Below are 18286 nucleotides of genomic sequence, written 5' to 3' on the forward strand. Positions count from 1 at the left end.
GAGCGGCGCTTCATTTGAGCGAGTCGGCCGACGCGACGACCGCGCGCGCGACTTCGGCGAGCTTGACGCCCTGGTTCATCGCGCGTTTGCGCAGGATGGCGTAGGCGGCATGTTCGGTGATTTTCTGCTGATCCATCAGCAGGCGTTTGGCGCGATCGATCAACTTGCGCTCGGCGAGCTCGTTCTCGACTTGCGCGAGGCGTTCGCGCAACTGCGATTCCTGCGCAAAACGCGCGAGCGCGACTTCGAGGATCGGAGCGAGCCGCTCCGTCGCGAGGCCTTCGACGAGATAGGCCGTGACGCCCGCGTTGACCGCGTCGCGGATCAACTGCTGGTTGGCATCGTGGCTGAACATCAGCACGGGACGCGGCGCGGTCGCGTTCATCACCGCGAGCTGTTCGAGCGTGTCGCGCGACGGCGATTCCGTGTCGATGATGATGACGTCGGGCCGCTCGTTCTGCACCGCGCGATGCAGCTCCTGCGGTGTCGCCGTGCCGGCCAGCATCTCGCAGCCGAGCCGGGCGAGGGCGTCGCGCAGATCGCCAATGGGCTTGTCGGTATCGGTTACGAGGAGAACACGCAGCATGGGGTAGAGTTTTATCGACGGCTAACTACGGTTAAAGCAACAGATATGCCAGGCGACGCGCGCGGCAGTGACCCGCAGTGAGCCGCAGTGACCATAAGGCCATCACGGACTTACCCGCGCGGCCGGCAAGCGCCGTTGCACCCTCACGGGGCACGCGCGGTCGATGCACCGAAGCGGCGCATGCCGATGCCGTTCACCCTGTCAGCGCCACTGCCTGTAGCTGCGCGGCGAGAACAGCCACGTCACCGCCATCATCGCGCCGACGCAAACGGCCAGCATCACCCAGGCGGCGCCGAAACCACCGCTCCAGCCTCGCACGAGCCCGGCAACGACCGGCGCGATGGCCGCGACGATAAAGCCAACCCCCTGCGTGAACGCGACCAGCCTGCCGGCCACGCGATGGTCGGTGGAATGGTCCATCGCGGTCACGAGCGTCAGCGAGAAGGTTCCGCCGAGTCCCGCGCCCGCCACGCCGATCCATAGCAGCGGTGCGGCGTCGGGCCAGACGATCAAGCCCAGTAGTCCGAACCATTGCGCCGACAGGCCCAGCGTCAACCACGGCCGGCGATCGCGGAACGACGCCGCGGCCAACGGCAGCAACAAGGCCGCCGCGGCCTGGAAGACCGTCATCCCGGCCAGCAGCGAGCCGCTCGCCGCGACGCTCACGCCGCGCTGCTGGTAGAACGCCGGCAACCACGCGACGAGGCTTGTATAACCGCCGTTGACGATGCCGAAATACAGCCCGAGCGTCCATGCGCGCCGTTTGTTCCAAAGCGCAAGCGGCACCGTTTGCGCCGGCTCGGCCTGCGCCTCCGGGGTTGTTCGAACGCTGGCGATTCAAAACCCACCAGCCGAGCAGCGCGACGCCGGCAGGCATCGCCCATACCGCGAGACCCGCGTGCCACGACTGCGTCGCGCGGCTCACCCACGGACTCAAACTCGCGCCGAGCCCGCCGCCGCCCATGATCGACGCGGAGAACACGCCCATCGCCAACGGCACGCGCGCGTGAAAGCGCTGCTTCATGACGGCGGGCAGCAGCGCCTGGATCGCCGCGACGCCCACGCCCGCGAGTAGCGCCGTCGCGAGCAGCGCGGCGCCGCTCGACGCGGTCCACCGTGCCGCGCAGGCCAGCGCGATCGCCAGCAGGCCGAGCGCGACGCCGCGTGTCTCGCCGACACCGCGGGTCAGCGCGCCCGCGCCGAACGCGCCGATCCCCATCGCGACGACCGGCAGGCTGGTCAGCAACGACGCGCCGTAGAAGCTGAGGCCGGTGGTCTCGCGGATCGTCGTCATCAGCGGGCTGATCGACGTCAGCAGCGGGCGCAGATTGATGCCGATCACGACGATCGCGCCGAGCCACACGACGTCCTGCCACGTCAGCGCGGCGGACGCGTGGTCGGCGGGAGTATGGGTCGGGCTGGCGCTGGGGTGCGAAATCACAATTGACCTGGATGCGAAAGAGGGACGGGGCGCCGCTCCGCAGACGCGACGACGAAAACCGGGCGAGCCGAGCCGGCATGGCCGACGAATCAAACATAAGGACCGTCGCGGCCTGGCTCACGGAGCCAGATAAAGCTGCAAGGATCATTTTGGTCAACCATAATAACCTGGAATGGTTAACCATTTCCATGATGTCCGGTATAGCTCACGGCATAAGCGGATGGCATCGTGCGCCCGCCGCCGCTAGAATGCCGGGCGATATCGCTCCATTCCCGCTCCGTTCACGCTCAGTTCCCGGTTACTGACTCCATGGCTCCACGCTCCCGGCGTTCCCCGTCCGCCGACACCGAAACGCCCATTAGCAGCGCATCCGACGACGATCCGATCAGCGTCGAAGCGCGCATTTACGCGTCGATTACCGCGGCGTTGCTGCAGGGGCGTTTGCGGCCGGGCGCGCAACTGGTCGAGCGGGATCTCGCGGCCGCGTTCGGCTGCACTCGCGGCGCGCTGCGCAAAGTGCTGGCGCGGCTAGGCTTCGAGGGCAAACTGGTGCTCGAGGCGAATCGCGGCGCGTTCGTGCCGTCGCCATCGGAAGAGGACATCCGCCAGGTGTACCGGGCGCGGCAGATCGTCGAGGCGGGGATCGTCGCGGCGCTCTGCGGAGCGTTGAGCGCCGCGCACAAGCGCCGCTTGCGCGCGCATGTGCGCAGCGAAGAGAAGGCGTTGCGCACCGGGGCCATCGAGGAATCGGTGCGCCTTGCGGGTCAGTTTCACGTGCTGCTGACGGAACTGGCGGGCGGCACCGAGCTGCTCGGACTGGTCGGGCAACTGGTCGCGAAAACCGAGTTGTACAAGGCGCTGTTCGATCCGTCGAAGGGCTCAACCTGTTCCGCGGACGAGCACACGCACATCATCGAAGCGCTCGACGCCGGCGATCTGCAAGCGGCGTTAGCGGCGATGCGCGAGCATCTGTCGGAACTGGAAGAGCGGGTAGTCGAGCAGGTGCGCAAAAGCGCCGCCGGAGAGGATCTCGGAGCGGTGTTCGGGCTGTAGAAAAAACACGATGGCGCGCGAGGGTGCGCAGCATCCGTTGACGGCGGAAAGGGCGCGGCGGTAAAGCGGCAGGCAGAGCCGCGTGCGAGAAGATCGGTAAAGCGACCGGCCGCGCAGCACGGTGTGCAGCTTGAGCGACTCGTGCTCGTGAGTGAGCAAGCAAGCCGCCTTGGCCAATCCACATCGAGCAACCCGCGACGGGCAACTCGTGAGCAGCACGCGTGGAACTCATGCGCTGCCGCGGCGCGCCGCTCAGGCGCGATTCAATGACTCAGCGAGTCAAGCCGGAGAAGGCGCGCGAAAAGGTTCGCGTACAACTCAATCGCAATCGGTCACGCAACGACCGTGCACAGCGCGGTCAGCTTGCCGTCAGGCCTTAACGGCGACGCAATTGCGTATTGCTGCGGGCGCTGCCGCCACCGGTGGCGCGCTCGTCTTTATGACGAAAATTGATCCGGCCTTTGGTCAGATCGTAGACCGACAGTTCCAGCGTCACGCGGTCGCCCGCGAGAATACGGATGTGGTTCTTGCGCATGCGTCCGGACGCGTAAGCGCCAACCACGACGCCGTTGTCGAGCGTCACGCGGTAACGGCTGTCCGGAAGTACTTCGTCGACGATACCGTCAAGTTCAAGCAGTTCTTCTTTCGCCATGCATAACTCCTGGTCGATGGGATAACGGGGTGCTGGTCGCCGGCGAAAAACCGGGCGGCACAACATTGGATACGGTTGACAGCGGGTTGTCAGACCCGCTGCGTTGCGACATCAGCCTCTACGCTGATAGTACCGCTCAAAGATCGGCGATGGACTGGCCGTCCACGCGGCCGTCGATCAACTGTTCGGCGTGAGCCATGCACGCAATGCGCGCCTTGCCCGTGCCGTCGAACGGAAACAGGTACTGCAGACGGAACACCCGGCCGTCGGCCGCCGGATTGGCGCCCACGCGGCAGATGCGCACCGACGCGTCGTAGCCGGCATCCGCATTGCGGCTCGTCTGACCGTCCGCCGGACGGCGCGGATAGACGAGCGGGTGAATTTCGTAGCCCTTGTACGTCTTGACAACCGAGTTCATGAAACATGTGTCCTGTAATACGTGGCCGACATGTCACGCGTGTTACGCGCGGCAAGACCGGCCGGCGGCGCTGCACCGTGGGGCGCGCCGCCATGGAAAAAGTTGGCACAGGCCCGTTGGCAAGGGCTTGAGCGCGGCCGCGCAAAATCGCGGATTCGATGGAGAAGAACGCTGAAGTCGCGCAGACATCGGGCGCGTAAAGCTGAACCACTCAGCTGTACAACTCGCGACGGCGAATGCATGCGGCGCATTGCCGGAGTGACGGGATCGCCGACGGGCGGCGGTCGAACAGTCGGGGGCGTGCGGAGATGCCGGTTGGAGACTGCCCGGTGTTGCCTTGTGCTGCCAGTGCTACGAATGCGGAATACAGCTATTCCAATATGATGCACTAAATGAGGCTAATTGGATAGCAAAAACTTCCGCGCATAGGCAAACCGCCCAACTGGCGGGGCTTTGAGCGCGGCGAAGAGATCGCTGGCGGCGCGCTGCGCATGAGCGGCACGCCGTGTACGCAGCGCGCCGCAATGGCGCAGCCCGCTGCCTGGTGGGCGCAACGGCGCTTCAGCGGGAGGTTTCGGCGACGCGTTTCCGCAACTCGCGCGAAGCCGCGAGCGGAATGCGGGCGTCATCCCAACCGGCCAGCCATTCGACCTCCTTCGACGTGAAGATCTGCCCGTGATTGCGCAGCGCGTATTGCAGCGAATCGATGATGTGATTGCGGATGATTTCCGGCGTGCCTTCGTCATCGAGCACGGCGCGAAACGCTTCGAGCGTGGCCATCTGCGGCTCCGTGAAATAGTTGGTTCTGTTATCGCATGAAAAAAATCGCCTCGCCAAGCGGACAAAAATCGCCGTGCGGTGGCGGGAAGGCGCGCGTGGCGGGTTTTTGAGCGGAGTGGACGGTGCAGCAGTCGCGGCGGCCAGGCGGGGTGGCTACAATGGCGAGTTGCCGCGTGCGGCCTGGTTGGCTCCGCCTTCGGCAGCGGCTTTTTCTCACCGCTTCGCGTCTGCGAAACCGGCGCCGCATCCTTCGAACACTGCGACTTCCAATGCGCAATCCAAACGTGTCTCCTGTGAAAGACCTGCTGCTGGAGCGTTATGCTCCGATCGCCGACGGCATCGCGGCGCTCCTCTATCCGTGTGCCGAAGTGGTGATTCACGACTTGCGCGATCAGACCATCGCCTACCTGGTGAACAACCTGTCGAAGCTCGAAGTCGGCGGCCCGTCGGTGCTCGACGAGGTCCATTACGCGGCGCGCGGCCAGACGATCGGACCGTACGAGAAGCTCAACTGGGACGGCCGGCGCATGCGTTGCGTGAGCAACATCCTGTTCGACGACGATGGCAAGCCGGCCGGCATGCTGTGCATCAACTTCAATATCGCGGTGTTCGAGGACGTGCGCTCGACGCTCGATCTGTTCATCAAGGGCGGCAGCCTGACGGACGCGCCCGCGGAAGACCTGTTCCGCGACGACTGGCAGGATCGCATCAACACGTATTTGCACACGTGGCTGCGTGAGCGGCAGATCGGCATCAATGCGCTCACGCGCGAACACAAGCGGGAGATCGTCGAAGCGCTGCACGCGCAGGGCGCGTTTCGCGGCCGTAGCTCGGCGAACTACGTGGCCGCCGTGCTGACGATGGGGCGCGCCACGGTCTACAAGATTCTGAAGCAGATGAAAGAGGCCGGCTGAAGCTCCGGAGGAAGCCCCCTTTGGGGCGCACTGGAGGAAGTCCTCTTGGGGGCGTCCCGGAGGAAGTCCCCTTGGGCGACGCCCCGACAGTCGCCGCGCCGAAGCGCTGCGGTTTTCAATCGTTCGAGGAGGATGGCAATGGTGCGTTACCGGCACTACAAAGGCGGTATTTACGAACTGGTTTGCGAAGCTACACTGGAGTCCGACCCGGCTGTCACGATGATCGTCTACAAAGCCAGCAATGGTACGATCTGGACGCGTCCCGCTTCGGTGTTTTTCGAGCTGATCGAGCAGGACGGCGTCAAGGTGCCGCGCTTCGCACCGATTTAACCAGGCGCGGGCGTTTAGCTCGGCTCATCTCAGCTCAGCCTGACGCGCGCTGGCATGCAGCACTAGCAGGAAATCCGAATGCGTTTATTGCTTGCCATCATTCTGCCGTGGTTTCAGTTCTTCACGATCGGCCGCCCGTTTGCGGGCATCATCTGCCTGATCTTGCAGATCACGCTGATCGGCTGGATTCCGGCCGCGATCTGGTCGGTGTATGCGTTGAGCCAGTACAACACCGACAAGAAAATCGCCCGCGCGATGGGCAACGGGCGTTAACGCGCGCTTGCGATGGAGGATGTGCGCGCCGCTTCAGACCGGGGCGGCGCGCTGCGATTCAACTCAACGTGGCGGCGACGACTCGATTGCGTCCGGCGCGTCGAGCACCACGTCGGTTTCCGCGATCGCCACGCACGGCAGGATGTAGCCTGCCACTTTCTCTTCCCGACTGAGGCCCGGCCACTCGATCGTGTAGCGCACCCGGCCGGCTGTCATTTTGCAAATACATGTGCGGCAGGTGCCGTTGCGGCACGAGCGCGGCAGACGCAGATTCGCAAAGCCGGCCGCTTCGAGAATGGTCAGCGAGTCAGGCGCTTCGAAGCTCTGGCCGAGCGGTTCGATGCGAACGAGAGGCGGGCGGGTCGGATCGGACATCGTGTGACGTGGGTGGCTGGGTGCGCCACACTTTACACGGGATGGGCGGGGCGGGATGTGTCGCCTGGCGCCACCATCCGCATCACCACTTCAATGCGTGGTCCCGCCGCGCCGCAAATACCGATACACCGTGTTGCGGGCCAGCCCCAACTCACGCGCTGCCGCCGACACATTGCCATCGAGCCGCGCAAGTGTCTGCGCGATCAGCGTGGTCTGCCAATCCTCCATCCGTGCAGGCGCCTGTGGCTCGGACGCGTGCGCCGCAATGCGCCCATCGTCATTGTTGCCGGAACCGGCCGCCGCCGCCGGCACGCTCCCCGCATCCGTCACCAGGACGCAATCCTGCAAAAAGTCGTCCGGCAAATCATCCATCTCGATCTGCTCCGCGCCTTCGGCCATGATGCTCGCGGTGCGCAGCACGTTGGCCAGTTGCCGCAGATTGCCCGGCCAGCGGCATTGCGCGAAGCGCGCGAGCACGGCGGCGGACACGCGCCGCGGCAAGCGCTCGCCCTCCGGCTGCAATGCCAGCATGCGCATGACGAGCGTGGCGAGATCGGTGCGCTCGCGCAGCGCCGGCAAGCTCACGACGAGTCCGTTGATCCGGTAATACAGGTCTTCGCGGAAGGTGCCCGCGTCGATCATCGCGCGCAGGTTTCGATGGGTCGCGCAGACAATCCGCAGATCGACCGGAATCGGCCGTGTGCCGCCGAGCGGCACCACGGTGCGCTCCTGCAGCACGCGCATCAGACGCACCTGCTGCGCGAGCGGCATATCGCCGATTTCATCGAGGAACAGCGTGCCGCCGTCGGCCTGCACGACCTTGCCGACGCTGCCGCGTTTTTTCGCGCCGGTGAACGCGCCGTCCTCGTAACCGAACAACTCCGCTTCGATCAGCGTGTCGGGCAACGATGCGCAATTCAGCGCGACGAACGGCGCGGCCCGCCGCGGCGAATCGTGATGAATCGCCCGCGCGAGCCACTCCTTGCCGGTGCCGGTTTTGCCGAGCACGAGAATCGGAATATCGCGGCCACGCAGCTTGGCGACGCGCCGCAGGATCGCGGCGACTTGCGCGTCGCCGGTGTCGAGCGTTTCGAGTGTGGCGAGCGGCGCCGGCCCGGCGGCGCGTGGCGCGTGACGCGCGCCGCCGGACGCCGGCGTGCGCGGCGTGCCGATCAAGTCCTCCGCCGGCGCGACATAACGTGGCGCCGCATATTCGCCGCGCGCGACCACCCGCACGCCGCTCGGCAGCGTCAACAAGACACTTTCGCCGGGGGCGCGGGCGATCTGCCGCAACAGCCCCGCGAAGGCGACACCGAACAGCGCTTCGAACGGTTGCCGTTGCAGCTCGGCGAGCGGCCGGCCGAACTGGAACAGCGCGCTGCGATTCGCCGACAGAAACGTGCCGTCCGGCGCGAACGCCGCGAGCCCTTCGAACAGCGTGCCGATGAATTCCGCGCGCGCGTGAAAGTGCACGCGGACCGCGTCGGCGAATTGATTGGAGAACAGATGATTTTCGATCATCTGCGCCGACATCCTGACGAGCGCGAGCGTGTGCTTATGAAAGCCGCGCGTGTCGCCGCTCACGTCGAGCGCGCCGATGGTGCGCCCGAACGGGTCCGCAATCGGCGCGCATGAGCAGGTGAGAATCCGGTTGGCGTGCAGAAAGTGCTCGTCCGCGTGCACGACGGTCGGCTGTCCGTCGACCAGCGCGGTGCCGATCGCATTGGTGCCGCGATCCGCTTCGGCCCACGACACGCCCGGACACAGCGCAACCCGATTGGCTTTTTCGACGAAGTCGCTGTCGCCGAGACTATGCAGGATCACGCCGTGATGGTCGGTGAGCAGCACCATGCTTTGCGTATCGACGATCTGCGCGTGCAGCGTTTCCATGACCGGGAGCGCATGCGCAAAAAGCGCTTGATTGCGGTCGACGAGCTCACGCAGCGCGGGCCGGCGCAGCGGATGAAAGTCCGGTATTTCCGACGCGCGCAGGCCGATCTCGAGCGAGCGCGCGTGAGCTTGCGCGATGACATCAGGTCGACCGATGCTGGCCGGCGTGGCAGGACGATGGGTCAAGGCATGTCTCCAGAAAACGGACGCGCGGCGGGTGCGTTGCCCGCCGTTCGATGCCGCAGCGCAACATGCGCGCGTGCGGCCGAACACCGATCTTACAGGACGAAATGCGCTGTGCGCGGCAGCGAAAACACTGAGATCACACATCGCCGGATGCCGCAAAAAGCCGTGCATAGCAGCAAAATCATGCAAACCGAAAGGAAAACTTGCGCCGCGCCCGAACTCGTCTAAAGTGAATCAATTCACCTCCGCGAGGCGCGAACTACGGTGCCGCCGCAACGGGGTGACGAGCCCGCGTCGTCAGCATTGGACAAGGAGGAGGGAGCTGCTGGCGCGATCAGATACAACCGGCGCGCGCACTACCAGGCGATACGCTGCGCAGCCCCAATTTCCAGGTGAACTCCCATGCAGATCCTATTCCCCAATGAAACTCCTGAATATTCAGGTCGCGAACTCACCTTGGCGTTCCCGGCGATGGTCGATGGGCAGAGGGTGGAATGCATGATCACGGCGGAGGCACTCGAAGATCACTTCGGCGCCGCATCCCCTCGCCTGGAAGACATGGTCGGTGCCTTCGACGCGCACCGCGCGCGGATCGAGGCCGCCACGCGCCGATTGCTGTCGGAAACACGCGCGCAGTGCCTGGTGCTCAGGAGTGGTTACGTGCGCTTCTACGAGGCGAACTGGCGTAACTGATGGAGGACGTCTCCAGCGTCTGAAACAACGCTCGGACGCTCGAACGAGAAAGAAAGCCGCGCGAAAACCGCAGGTCGTCGAAACCTGAGCGCGGCGTGAGTCGTTCAAACTGGCTGCGGCCGTTCGCGCCGCCATCGTTCATGACCGCGCTTGCTTCTGTCCCGGGCGCGGCACATCAAAAAACTTGCTGGCTTCAGGCGTTTCAGGCGCCTTGTCAACACTTGCCCGCGCCTTCTGCGCCGGCGAGCACGGCACGCAATCAGATAATCCGCCGCAGCGTCCGGTCCTTGAAAACCACGTGATGCGCAATCGCCGCCAACGCGTGCAGCCCGATCACCCAATAGAACAGATTGCCGAGCCACTCGTGCACGTCCTTGAGCAAGGGCCGCGCGATCGAATCCGCGCCGACCAGCGTGAAGCTGAGATTGACCCACGCGAGCGTCACCGGCCGTCCGCCGGCATTGACCAGCAGGATGCCGAGCAGCGGCTGCGCGAAGATAAAGGCGTAAAGCGCGAGATGCGCCGCGCGCGCGGTGAACGTGAGCAGCCGGTTGCCGGCGAGCTCCTCCGGCGCGCCGGCCCACAATCGCCAGAGCAGGCGCGGCACAGCCAGAGCCAGCACGAGCGTGCCGGCCCAGAAATGCACGCTGGTCCAGAACGCCCGGCTGTCAGAGCCTTTCGGCCCGCGTATTTCGATAGCCAGATAAGCCAGCGCGATCAGCAGAAATATGGCCCAGTGAAGGAAAATCGCGGGCGACGTGTAACGGTCGGTTGAGCGGCTATATGACATGCGGGACTCCTGCGACCAGGTCGATCGTCCTTGGAATCATTGAATGATAAACGGTGCCCGACCGGAAGGGGCTCTCTCAATAAAGCGTCCTTGATCCAGCCGCAAGTGTGCCCAAAAAAGTGCTCCAGGCCGCGCCCAATCTCCCGCGTCTTGCCGCCCGTGCGCATCACCAGCCGCTACGCCGGCGGCCGCGCTGATTCACTGCTATTCGCTGCCGAGGTAGAAATAACGGAACAGGAAAATCGCCGCGATGACCCATACCACCAGCTTCACCTGGCGGGCCTTGCCGGTCAGCAGCTTCAGCCCGGCGTACGAGATGAAGCCGAACGCGACGCCATTGGCGATCGAATAGGTGAACGGCATCAGCAGCGCGGTCAGCGTGGCCGGCACGACTTCGGTGGCGTCTTCCCACGGCAGATCGACCATTTCGCGCAGCATCAGGCACGACACGTACAGCAGCGCCGGCGCGGTCGCATAGGCGGGCACCACGGCCGCCAGCGGCGCGAAAAAGAGCGCGGCGAGAAACAGTACGGCAACCGTGATCGCGGTGACGCCGGTGCGTCCACCCGCCTGCACGCCCGACGCGCTTTCGATGTACGCGGTGGTCGACGAGGTGCCGAGCATCGAGCCCGCCAGAATCGCGGTGCTGTCGGCGAGCAGCGCGCGGTTCAGGCGGTGCATCTTGCCCTCGACCAGCAGCCCCGCGCGATTGGCCACACCCATCAGCGTGCCGGTCGCATCGAACAGTTCGACGAGGAAGAACACGAGGATCACGTTCAGCACGCCAGTGGATAACGCGCCGCGAATGTCGAGCTGGAACAGGGTCGGCGCAATCGACGGCGGCGCGGAGACGATGCCGTGGAACTGATTGCCGCCGAAGAAAAAGCTCAGCACCGTCACGCCGACAATGCCGATCAGGATCGACCCGCGTACCCGCAGGTAGTCGAGCGTGACGATCGCGAAGAAGCCGATGATCGCGAGGATCGCGTGCGGGTCGTGCAGGTTGCCGAGCGTGACGAGCGTGGCCGGATGGCCGACCACCACGCCGGAGGCCTTCAATGAAATGATCGCGAGGAACAGGCCGATACCGCCGGTGATCGCAATGCGGATCGAATGCGGGATGCCTTTGACGATCACTTCACGCACGCGAAACAGCGTGACGATCAGGAACAGGCACCCGGAGACGAACACCGCGCCGAGCGCGGCCTGCCAGGTGAAGCCCATGCCCTTGACGACGGTGTACGCGAAGTACGCGTTCAGGCCCATGCCGGGCGCGAGCGCGATCGGGTAGTTCGCGTACAGACCCATGATCAGCGAGGCCAGCGCGGCCACGATGCAGGTCGCGACGAACACGGCGTCCTTCGGCATGCCGGCGTCGCCGAGAATCGCGGGGTTGACGAAGATGATGTAGGCCATCGTCAGGAAAGTGGTCAGCCCAGCGAGCACTTCGGTGCGCAGGTTGGTGCCGGCGGCGTCGAAGTCGAAATAGCGTTTTATCGAGTCCATGAGGCGGGTCTCTCGTCGTTCAGAAAGCGTTTCTTGTGGTTGAGGCGGATGACGCGTAGCAATCCGGCGGGCGGCATGCCGACCGCCGCGGCAGCGGGCTACGGGCGCCGGGCTACGGGCTACGGGCGGATTGTAATCATGAATGGCGGCCGCACGCGCTGTCGCGTGGCCGAACCGGGGTGTAAAGGCGTGTCAGGCGGGCGGTTGGTCGGGAGAGTGTGGCGTCGGCGCATCAGAGCGCGGCGGCTGCCGCGCCAGCCAGCGGTCCAGTTCGCCCGCGAAGCTCTTGCTGTCGCGCGGACTGAAGGCGGCCGGCCCGCCCGTGTCGACGCCGCTCGCGCGCAACTGGTCGAGCATCGAGCGCATGCGCAGCCGCTCTTCGATCGTACCGGGCGTGTACCAGTTGCCGCGCGGGTCGAGCGCCTGCGCGTTTTTCGCGAGGACGGCGGCGGCGAGCGGAATGTCGGCGGTGATCACGAGGTCGCCCGCGACGACGCGTTCAGCGATCAGGTCGTCGGCGGCGTCAAAGCCGGCGGGCACCTGAATCGCGCGGATCAGCGGCGACGGCGGCACGCGCAGAAACGCATTGGCGACCAGCGTCAGCGGCATGCCGGTGCGGCGCGCGGCGCGAAACAGCATGTCCTTGATCACGACCGGACAGGCATCGGCATCAACCCAGATTGGCATCGTTCGGATTCTGGCGGTGGAGGGTATCGAAGGGGCGAGATGATACCTTGCCAGCGCGCGGGGTGCATGGGCAAGGGGATTTGTGGTGTTGCGGGAAGGAGGCCGGGAAGCGGCGGGGCGAACAGCCAGGCAGCCGGGGCGGACCAGCGAAGAGGAAGCCCAAAACCCAATGCCAGCAAGACACGCGGCTTCCCCCAATCCGCGGCCATTGCAGTCGCGGGCAGCCCGGCAGCATGCCGCCTGCGGCGGCGCACGCGTTACTGCGTCATCGTCTCACCGGCCTGCTGCGCGCGCCGTGCCGCGACGATGCGGCCCGCGCGTAGCGCATTGCACGGATAGTCGATCCAGTCGAGCGGATCGTAGCCGGCGGCGCGCCATTCGACCAGGTCGGCCCTGACATCGGCGCGCGTTTTCGGCGCCGATGGATCGTAAGGCCGCGCCTGGGGTTGCGCAAACGCGGTACTGATACTCACGGCGGCCAACAGCGCGCCGAGTCCAACTCGAGAGACGGTCTTCATGATGAGCTCCCATGGAGCGGTTGAAAACAACCCCGGCATTCTGGTTTCCGGCTGCATTTCGAGTAAGGCGATGCAAAGCAATGCACCGTTTCGTCCAGCGGCCAAAAGCGCGCCAAAACTTCGCTGGTTCATGGGGGGTCAGGGGGCCGACGGCTTGCCGAAGCGATCCAGCACCGCAGTTAGCAGATCGACCGGCAGGGGAAACACGATCGTCGAATTCTTGTCGGCGGCGATCGTCGTGAGCGTTTGCAGGTAACGCAACTGCATCGCCTGCGGTTGCCGCGCGAGCGTCTGCGCCGCTTCCAGCAGATGCTGCGAAGCCTGCAATTCGCCCTCCGCGTGAATCACCTTGGCGCGCCGCTCGCGCTCGGCTTCGGCCTGCCGGGCAATCGCGCGGATCATCGTTTCGTTGATGTCCACGTGCTTGATCTCCACAATCGATACCTTGATGCCCCACGCGTCGGTCTGCGCGTCGAGCACTTTCTGGATGTCGGCGTTCAGCTGCTCGCGCTCGGCCAGCAACTCGTCGAGCTCGTGTTTGCCGAGCACCGCGCGCAGCGTCGTCTGCGATAACTGACTGGTCGCCTCGAAATAGCGCGCGACCTGAATCACCGCTTTCTCCGGATCGACCACGCGGAAATAGACCACTGCGTTGACTTTCACCGACACGTTGTCGCGCGTGATGACGTCTTGCGGCGGCACGTCGAACACGACGGTGCGCAGATCCATTCGCACCGCCTGCTGGACGATCGGGATGATCAGCACCAGCCCGGGCCCCTTGACCTTCCAGAAGCGCCCGAGCATGAACACGACACCCCGTTCGTACTCCCGAAAAATCCGTATCGACGAAGCAATCAGCACGGCCGCCAGCAGAATCAGAATGCTGCTGAAGCCGAATGTGAAACCGATCATGAACGTTCTCCTGTCGACCAGAGTTAGCGCTTCAGCGCCTTACTCTGGTCCCATGCACAGCGGTCGACCAGAGTTGGCGCTTCAGCGCCTACTCCGTCCCATGCAAGACGGTTGCTGCATGGCCTCCGCGGACGCGACCGGCACCACGGTCAGCGTCAGTCCGCGCCGCGCGGTCACGCGCACCGGCTGGCCCGCCGCGACCGGGGCCGTGCTGGACACCCGCCAGCGCTCGCCCTGCACGCGCGCCCAGCCCTCCGGCGCGCCACCCGCCGTCGCGTGCTCAAGCGCGAGACCGCCGTCGAGCACCACGCCGACGCTGCCGATCAGCCCTTCCGAGCCAGTCACCACGGGCCGGCGCCGCGCGCGCAACGCAAGCCTCGACACGCCGAGCACAAACACCACGCTGAACACGACGACGGCGGCGATCAGCGGCAATGGGATGCCGTAGCCGGGCACGTCGGTGTCCATCAGCATCAACGCGCCGATCACGAACGCGACCACGCCGCCGAAGCCTAGCGAGCCGAAGGTCGGCAGGAACGCCTCGCCGATCAGGAACGCGATGCCAAGAAAGATCAGACTGAGGCCGACATAGCTGATCGGCAGCATCTGCATCGCGAACAGGCCGATCAGCAGGCTGATCGCGCCGACCACGCCGGGCAGCACGAAGCCCGGATTGGCGAACTCGAAGAACAGCCCGTACATGCCGATCATCAGCAGCACCAGCGCGACGCTGGGGTCGGTGATGACCGCGAGGAAATGACTGCGCCAGTCGGCTTCGAGCGTGATGAGCGGCGCGTGCGCGGTGTGGAGCGTGACATTGCCGCTGCTCGTGGTGAGCGTGCGGCCGTCCACCTGGCGCAGCAGGTCGGGGACGTCGCGCGCGACCAGATCGACGACGTGCTGCGCGAGCGCGTCCTCCGCCGACAGGCTCACGGCTTCGCGGACCGCGCGCTCGGCCCATTCGATATTGCGCCCGCGCATCTGCGCGAGGCCGCGGATGTAGGCGGCCGCGTCGTGGACCTGCTTGCGCAGTTCGGTCGATTGGGTGTCGAGCGGGAGTGCACTGGCGGCTTCGCTGGCGGAAGCGGCGGACGCGGCGGAAGCGGTCGGCGAGGCCGTCGACGGGTTCGATGCACCGCCACCAGCGCCAGCACCAGGCAGCCCGGGCGTACCAGGTGTGCCAGGTACACCCGGAGACCCACCCGGCAACCCCGGCGCCCCTCCGCCCCCAGGCGGCTCAGCCCCGCCAATTCCCATCTGCACCGGCGTCGCCGCGCCGAGATTGGTGCCCGGCGCCATCGCCGCGATATGGCTGGCATAGACGATATACGTGCCGGCGCTCGCCGCACGCGCGCCGCTCGGCGCGATGAAGGTGGCGACCGGCACCGGCGAGCCGAGAATCGCCTTGATGATCTGCCGCATCGACGTATCCAGCCCGCCCGGCGTGTCGAGCTGCAGCACCGCGAGTTGCGCGTGCTCGTCGGCCGCGCGTTGCAGGCTGCGCACGATGAAGTCGGCGCTGCCCGGGCCGATCGCGCCGTTCACCGGAATCACCACGACGCTATTGCGGGCGATCGCCGCGTGCAACGGCGCCGCGAATTCGCACGACGCGAATCCGAATGCCAACAGCACGCCAAGCGCGGTAATGCCGCGCATCAACCGGCCCACGACGCCGCCACGGATAACCGGCATGCGCGAACCAGACTGCCGGAACGGGAGACGCGGATACGTGCTCATCGCTGACGGCTGCCGCGCCCGGTCGACAGATATCGGCCGGCGCGGGCCGATACCCCACAAGAAGGCTGGCCTGCCGCTTACAGCTTAGTCCGATTCCGCGCGCTGCGTGAAATCCGCACGCGCCGGCCGGTAGTCGGTCGGCCGCATGCCGGTCCATTTGCGGAACGCGCGATGAAACGCGCTCGGCTCCGCAAAGCCGATCGCGCTGGCGATGTCGGCGATCGTGCGATGGCTGCCCTGCAATTCGCCGATCGCGATGTCGCGCCGCAAGTCGTCCTTGATCGACTGGTACGTATAGCCTTCCTGTTTCAAACGCCGCCGCATCGTGGCCTCGGCGACGTGCAGGCGCGCGGCCATCTGATCGGCTGCGGGCCAGCCGGCCATCGGCAGCGCGCGCAGCGTCTTGCGCACGCGCGTGGCGAGCGAGCCGGCATTGCGGTACTTGACGATGAAGCTGCCGGGCGCATCGCGCAGGAACGGCTTGACCGACTGGGTGGTCTGGATCACGGGCAGTTCGAGAAAGGACGGCGCGAGATCGACATACGACTCGGCTTGATCGAACCTCATCTGATCGCAGAACATCAGGCGGTATTCGTGCGCGGCGGGCGGCGCGGCGCAGCGAAAGCGCGCTTCGAGCAACGGAATGCGCCGCCCGACCAGCCAGCACAGCAGACCGTACACGAGGATGAAGTAGGTCGCGTAGGCGAACATGGCGGGCGCCGGCGCGCCTTCGCGCTCGACGAACCGGAGCCGCACGCGCTCGGCGTCGGTCTCGATGCGCGCGCCGAGATCGTCGAGCACGAGGCGCATGAAGCCGACCGCGCGCGCGAGCGCCTGCGCGCCGTTGCGCGCGGTCAGCGCCGTTTGCGTCATCGCGATGAAGCTGCCGCTTTTCATGCGATGCGAATCCTGGCCGAAGAACTCGTCGTCCAACGCGCGCGCGATGCTGGCCCATAGCGCGCCGTATTGCGCCGACGACACCCGGCTCTTCGGCGACGCCAGCATCGGCGCCGCGATGCCGGCGGCTTCGGCGAGCGGCAGCGCGTCAAGCCCGCGCGCCCGCGCGAGCGCCAAGGTCTCCTCGACCAGACTGACGGAAATCGTGCCCTTGTCGGTTTTCATAGGTGTGTGGCCTGGCTGGCAAAAGCGCTCAGCATTTTCCTTATGGCGGTTCGCTAAGCCCCTGAAATTGCGGATCAAATAAGACTGGGATAGTACCAGTATGGCAAATGCGCTCAACCAGATTGATCGGGCTGAGCATCGAAGCTGGCCGGCGGCTTCCCTACACTTGCCCTCAACCGATCGCGCAACCCGCCTGCATCGAACCACGACGGCGAGCCGGCGCACCCGCTGCGAGCAGACGCACAGGACAGGACAGCCCATGGACAGCTTCTACACCAACGAGCAACGGATGATCCGCGACGCTGCTCGCGACTTCGCCACCGAACGCCTGGCGCCGCACGCGGCGCAATGGGATCGCGACGCGCAACTGCCCGCGGATGTCGTCACGCAGATGGGCGAGCTCGGCTTTCTCGGCATGATCGTGCCGCCGGAGTGGGGCGGTTCGTACACCGACTACGTCGCCTATGCGCTCGCGCTCGAAGAGATCGCCGCGGGCTGCGCCGCGTGCGCCACGTTGATGAGCGTGCACAATTCGGTCGGCTGCGGGCCGATCCTCAACTTCGGCAGCGCCGCGCAAAAGGACCGCTATCTGCAGGACCTCGCGACCGGCCGGCGGATCGGCGCGTTCTGTCTGACCGAGCCACAAGCCGGCTCCGAGGCGAATAACCTGCGCTCGCGCGCGGTGCTGCGCGACGGCAACTGGATTCTCAACGGCAGCAAGCAGTTCGTGACCAACGGCGCACGCGCCGACCTTGCGATCGTGTTCGCGGTTACCGATCCCGAGCGCGGCAAGCGCGGCCTGTCCGCGTTCATCGTGCCGACCAGTACGCCGGGCTTCAACGTCGGCAAGCCGGAGCACAAGCTCGGCATTCGCGCGTCGGACACCTGTCCGATTTCGTTCGACGACTGCGCGGTGCCCGAAGCGAATCTGCTCGGCGAGCCGGGCGAAGGCTTGCGCATTGCGCTATCGAATCTCGAAGGCGGGCGGATCGGCATTGCCGCGCAGGCGGTCGGCATCGCGCGGGCCGCGTTCGACGCCGCGCGTCGCTACGCGAACGAGCGCGTGCAGTTCGGCAAGCCGCTCAAGGACCATCAGACCATCGCCAACATGCTCGCCGACATGGCCACGCGCCTGAATGCCGCGCGCCTGCTCATGCATCACGCGGCGCGGCTGCGCTCGGCGGGTCAGCCGTGTTTGTCGGAGGCGTCGCAGGCTAAGCTGTTCGCGTCGGAACTGGCTGAACAGATCTGCTCGAGCGCGATCCAGATTCACGGCGGCTATGGCTATCTCGAGGATTATGCGGTGGAGCGCCACTACCGCGATGCCCGCATCACGCAGATTTACGAAGGGACTAGCGAGGTGCAGCGGATGGTGATCGCGCGCCATGTCTAAACGCGAGTCGAACGGCGTTTGAGCGCAAAA

Annotated in this window: 19 protein-coding genes and 1 pseudogene; 6 read left to right on the plus strand and 14 right to left on the minus strand. The window is 65.7% G+C overall.

Annotation, left to right across the window (positions count from 1 at the left end):
• Positions 1-10 precede the first annotated feature (10 nt).
• Entirely contained in the window at positions 11-586 is a 576-nt protein-coding gene (locus HV744_RS26295; RefSeq protein ID WP_175152296.1) for an ANTAR domain-containing response regulator, read from the minus strand.
• 201 nt (positions 587-787) lie between these two features.
• Positions 788-1880: pseudogene (locus HV744_RS38550) on the minus strand (cyanate transporter).
• Positions 1881-2336: 456 nt separating this feature from the next.
• On the opposite strand from HV744_RS38550, the gene HV744_RS26305 reads away from it, so the two are divergent.
• Positions 2337-3080: a GntR family transcriptional regulator gene (locus HV744_RS26305; RefSeq protein WP_175152297.1), complete on the plus strand. Its 744-nt coding sequence runs from the start codon at positions 2337-2339 to the stop codon at positions 3078-3080.
• Positions 3081-3456: 376 nt separating this feature from the next.
• Here HV744_RS26305 and infA read toward each other — a convergent pair whose 3' ends face one another.
• The 3 genes from infA to HV744_RS26320 form a co-directional block, all read right to left on the minus strand.
• Complete coding sequence (infA, locus tag HV744_RS26310; protein WP_175152298.1) at positions 3457-3732, minus strand: translation initiation factor IF-1; 276 nt, start codon at positions 3730-3732, stop codon at positions 3457-3459.
• Between the two features lie 136 nt (positions 3733-3868).
• Positions 3869-4150 carry a hypothetical protein gene (locus HV744_RS26315; protein ID WP_175152299.1) on the minus strand — a complete coding sequence of 94 codons (282 nt, stop codon included), beginning with the start codon at positions 4148-4150 and terminating at the stop codon, positions 3869-3871.
• 561 nt (positions 4151-4711) lie between these two features.
• Positions 4712-4930 (minus strand): hypothetical protein, encoded by a 219-nt coding sequence (locus HV744_RS26320; protein WP_175152300.1) that lies wholly within the window; start codon positions 4928-4930, stop codon positions 4712-4714.
• Positions 4931-5199: 269 nt separating this feature from the next.
• Between HV744_RS26320 and HV744_RS26325 the strand changes: the two genes are divergently transcribed.
• The 3 genes from HV744_RS26325 (at position 5200) to HV744_RS26335 (ending at position 6447) form a co-directional block, all read left to right on the plus strand.
• A complete protein-coding gene (locus HV744_RS26325; RefSeq protein ID WP_175152301.1) occupies positions 5200-5844 on the plus strand; it encodes a helix-turn-helix transcriptional regulator in 645 nt (214 codons plus the stop codon).
• A 138-nt stretch (positions 5845-5982) separates the two neighbouring features.
• On the plus strand, positions 5983-6174 hold the full coding sequence (locus tag HV744_RS26330) for a DUF1653 domain-containing protein (protein WP_175152302.1): 192 nt from the start codon (positions 5983-5985) through the stop codon (positions 6172-6174).
• A 78-nt stretch (positions 6175-6252) separates the two neighbouring features.
• Positions 6253-6447: a YqaE/Pmp3 family membrane protein gene (locus HV744_RS26335; protein ID WP_028194701.1), complete on the plus strand. Its 195-nt coding sequence runs from the start codon at positions 6253-6255 to the stop codon at positions 6445-6447.
• A 63-nt stretch (positions 6448-6510) separates the two neighbouring features.
• Here HV744_RS26335 and HV744_RS26340 read toward each other — a convergent pair whose 3' ends face one another.
• The gene (locus tag HV744_RS26340; RefSeq protein WP_175152303.1) at positions 6511-6822 is read right to left on the minus strand and encodes a 2Fe-2S iron-sulfur cluster-binding protein; all 312 of its coding nucleotides are present in this window, start codon (positions 6820-6822) and stop codon (positions 6511-6513) included.
• Positions 6823-6912: 90 nt separating this feature from the next.
• Positions 6913-8898 carry a sigma-54-dependent Fis family transcriptional regulator gene (locus HV744_RS26345; protein WP_175152304.1) on the minus strand — a complete coding sequence of 662 codons (1986 nt, stop codon included), beginning with the start codon at positions 8896-8898 and terminating at the stop codon, positions 6913-6915.
• Positions 8899-9300: 402 nt separating this feature from the next.
• On the opposite strand from HV744_RS26345, the gene HV744_RS26350 reads away from it, so the two are divergent.
• Positions 9301-9591 (plus strand): DUF1488 family protein, encoded by a 291-nt coding sequence (locus HV744_RS26350; RefSeq protein ID WP_028194698.1) that lies wholly within the window; start codon positions 9301-9303, stop codon positions 9589-9591.
• A gap of 259 nt (positions 9592-9850) precedes the next feature.
• Here HV744_RS26350 and HV744_RS26355 read toward each other — a convergent pair whose 3' ends face one another.
• The 7 genes from HV744_RS26355 to HV744_RS26385 form a co-directional block, all read right to left on the minus strand.
• Complete coding sequence (locus HV744_RS26355; protein ID WP_175152305.1) at positions 9851-10381, minus strand: cytochrome b; 531 nt, start codon at positions 10379-10381, stop codon at positions 9851-9853.
• A 204-nt stretch (positions 10382-10585) separates the two neighbouring features.
• Positions 10586-11887, minus strand: coding sequence for an NCS2 family permease (locus HV744_RS26360; RefSeq protein WP_175152306.1), 1302 nt, complete (start codon positions 11885-11887; stop codon positions 10586-10588).
• A gap of 192 nt (positions 11888-12079) precedes the next feature.
• Entirely contained in the window at positions 12080-12574 is a 495-nt protein-coding gene (locus tag HV744_RS26365; RefSeq protein WP_175152307.1) for a YaiI/YqxD family protein, read from the minus strand.
• A gap of 257 nt (positions 12575-12831) precedes the next feature.
• A complete protein-coding gene (locus HV744_RS26370) occupies positions 12832-13092 on the minus strand; it encodes a DUF4148 domain-containing protein (protein WP_175152308.1) in 261 nt (86 codons plus the stop codon).
• A gap of 138 nt (positions 13093-13230) precedes the next feature.
• The gene (locus HV744_RS26375; RefSeq protein WP_175152309.1) at positions 13231-14004 is read right to left on the minus strand and encodes a slipin family protein; all 774 of its coding nucleotides are present in this window, start codon (positions 14002-14004) and stop codon (positions 13231-13233) included.
• Between the two features lie 81 nt (positions 14005-14085).
• A complete protein-coding gene (locus tag HV744_RS26380) occupies positions 14086-15741 on the minus strand; it encodes an NfeD family protein (RefSeq protein WP_175152310.1) in 1656 nt (551 codons plus the stop codon).
• 84 nt (positions 15742-15825) lie between these two features.
• A complete protein-coding gene (locus tag HV744_RS26385) occupies positions 15826-16863 on the minus strand; it encodes an AraC family transcriptional regulator (RefSeq protein ID WP_175152311.1) in 1038 nt (345 codons plus the stop codon).
• Positions 16864-17122: 259 nt separating this feature from the next.
• Here HV744_RS26385 and HV744_RS26390 point away from each other — a divergent pair, with 259 nt between their 5' ends.
• Complete coding sequence (locus tag HV744_RS26390; protein WP_175152312.1) at positions 17123-18256, plus strand: acyl-CoA dehydrogenase family protein; 1134 nt, start codon at positions 17123-17125, stop codon at positions 18254-18256.
• Positions 18257-18286: the final 30 nt, after the last annotated feature.

Origin of the sequence: Paraburkholderia ultramafica (genome assembly GCF_902859915.1) — a bacterium.
Lineage (GTDB): Bacteria > Pseudomonadota > Gammaproteobacteria > Burkholderiales > Burkholderiaceae > Paraburkholderia > Paraburkholderia ultramafica.

What these genes read in the sequence shown, in the direction of transcription:
- HV744_RS26355 (WP_175152305.1), bottom strand. Translation starts at nt 10,381, where the DNA reads ATGTCATATAGCCGCTCAACCGACCGTTACACGTCGCCCGCGATTTTC.
- HV744_RS26390 (WP_175152312.1), top strand. Translation starts at nt 17,123, where the DNA reads ATGGACAGCTTCTACACCAACGAGCAACGGATGATCCGCGACGCTGCT.
- HV744_RS26295 (WP_175152296.1), bottom strand. Translation starts at nt 586, where the DNA reads ATGCTGCGTGTTCTCCTCGTAACCGATACCGACAAGCCCATTGGCGAT.
- HV744_RS26305 (WP_175152297.1), top strand. Translation starts at nt 2,337, where the DNA reads ATGGCTCCACGCTCCCGGCGTTCCCCGTCCGCCGACACCGAAACGCCC.
- HV744_RS26360 (WP_175152306.1), bottom strand. Translation starts at nt 11,887, where the DNA reads ATGGACTCGATAAAACGCTATTTCGACTTCGACGCCGCCGGCACCAAC.
- infA (WP_175152298.1), bottom strand. Translation starts at nt 3,732, where the DNA reads ATGGCGAAAGAAGAACTGCTTGAACTTGACGGTATCGTCGACGAAGTA.
- HV744_RS26370 (WP_175152308.1), bottom strand. Translation starts at nt 13,092, where the DNA reads ATGAAGACCGTCTCTCGAGTTGGACTCGGCGCGCTGTTGGCCGCCGTG.
- HV744_RS26380 (WP_175152310.1), bottom strand. Translation starts at nt 15,741, where the DNA reads ATGAGCACGTATCCGCGTCTCCCGTTCCGGCAGTCTGGTTCGCGCATG.
- HV744_RS26325 (WP_175152301.1), top strand. Translation starts at nt 5,200, where the DNA reads ATGCGCAATCCAAACGTGTCTCCTGTGAAAGACCTGCTGCTGGAGCGT.
- HV744_RS26340 (WP_175152303.1), bottom strand. Translation starts at nt 6,822, where the DNA reads ATGTCCGATCCGACCCGCCCGCCTCTCGTTCGCATCGAACCGCTCGGC.
- HV744_RS26385 (WP_175152311.1), bottom strand. Translation starts at nt 16,863, where the DNA reads ATGAAAACCGACAAGGGCACGATTTCCGTCAGTCTGGTCGAGGAGACC.
- HV744_RS26350 (WP_028194698.1), top strand. Translation starts at nt 9,301, where the DNA reads ATGCAGATCCTATTCCCCAATGAAACTCCTGAATATTCAGGTCGCGAA.
- HV744_RS26375 (WP_175152309.1), bottom strand. Translation starts at nt 14,004, where the DNA reads ATGATCGGTTTCACATTCGGCTTCAGCAGCATTCTGATTCTGCTGGCG.
- HV744_RS26320 (WP_175152300.1), bottom strand. Translation starts at nt 4,930, where the DNA reads ATGGCCACGCTCGAAGCGTTTCGCGCCGTGCTCGATGACGAAGGCACG.
- HV744_RS26365 (WP_175152307.1), bottom strand. Translation starts at nt 12,574, where the DNA reads ATGCCAATCTGGGTTGATGCCGATGCCTGTCCGGTCGTGATCAAGGAC.
- HV744_RS26335 (WP_028194701.1), top strand. Translation starts at nt 6,253, where the DNA reads ATGCGTTTATTGCTTGCCATCATTCTGCCGTGGTTTCAGTTCTTCACG.
- HV744_RS26315 (WP_175152299.1), bottom strand. Translation starts at nt 4,150, where the DNA reads ATGAACTCGGTTGTCAAGACGTACAAGGGCTACGAAATTCACCCGCTC.
- HV744_RS26330 (WP_175152302.1), top strand. Translation starts at nt 5,983, where the DNA reads ATGGTGCGTTACCGGCACTACAAAGGCGGTATTTACGAACTGGTTTGC.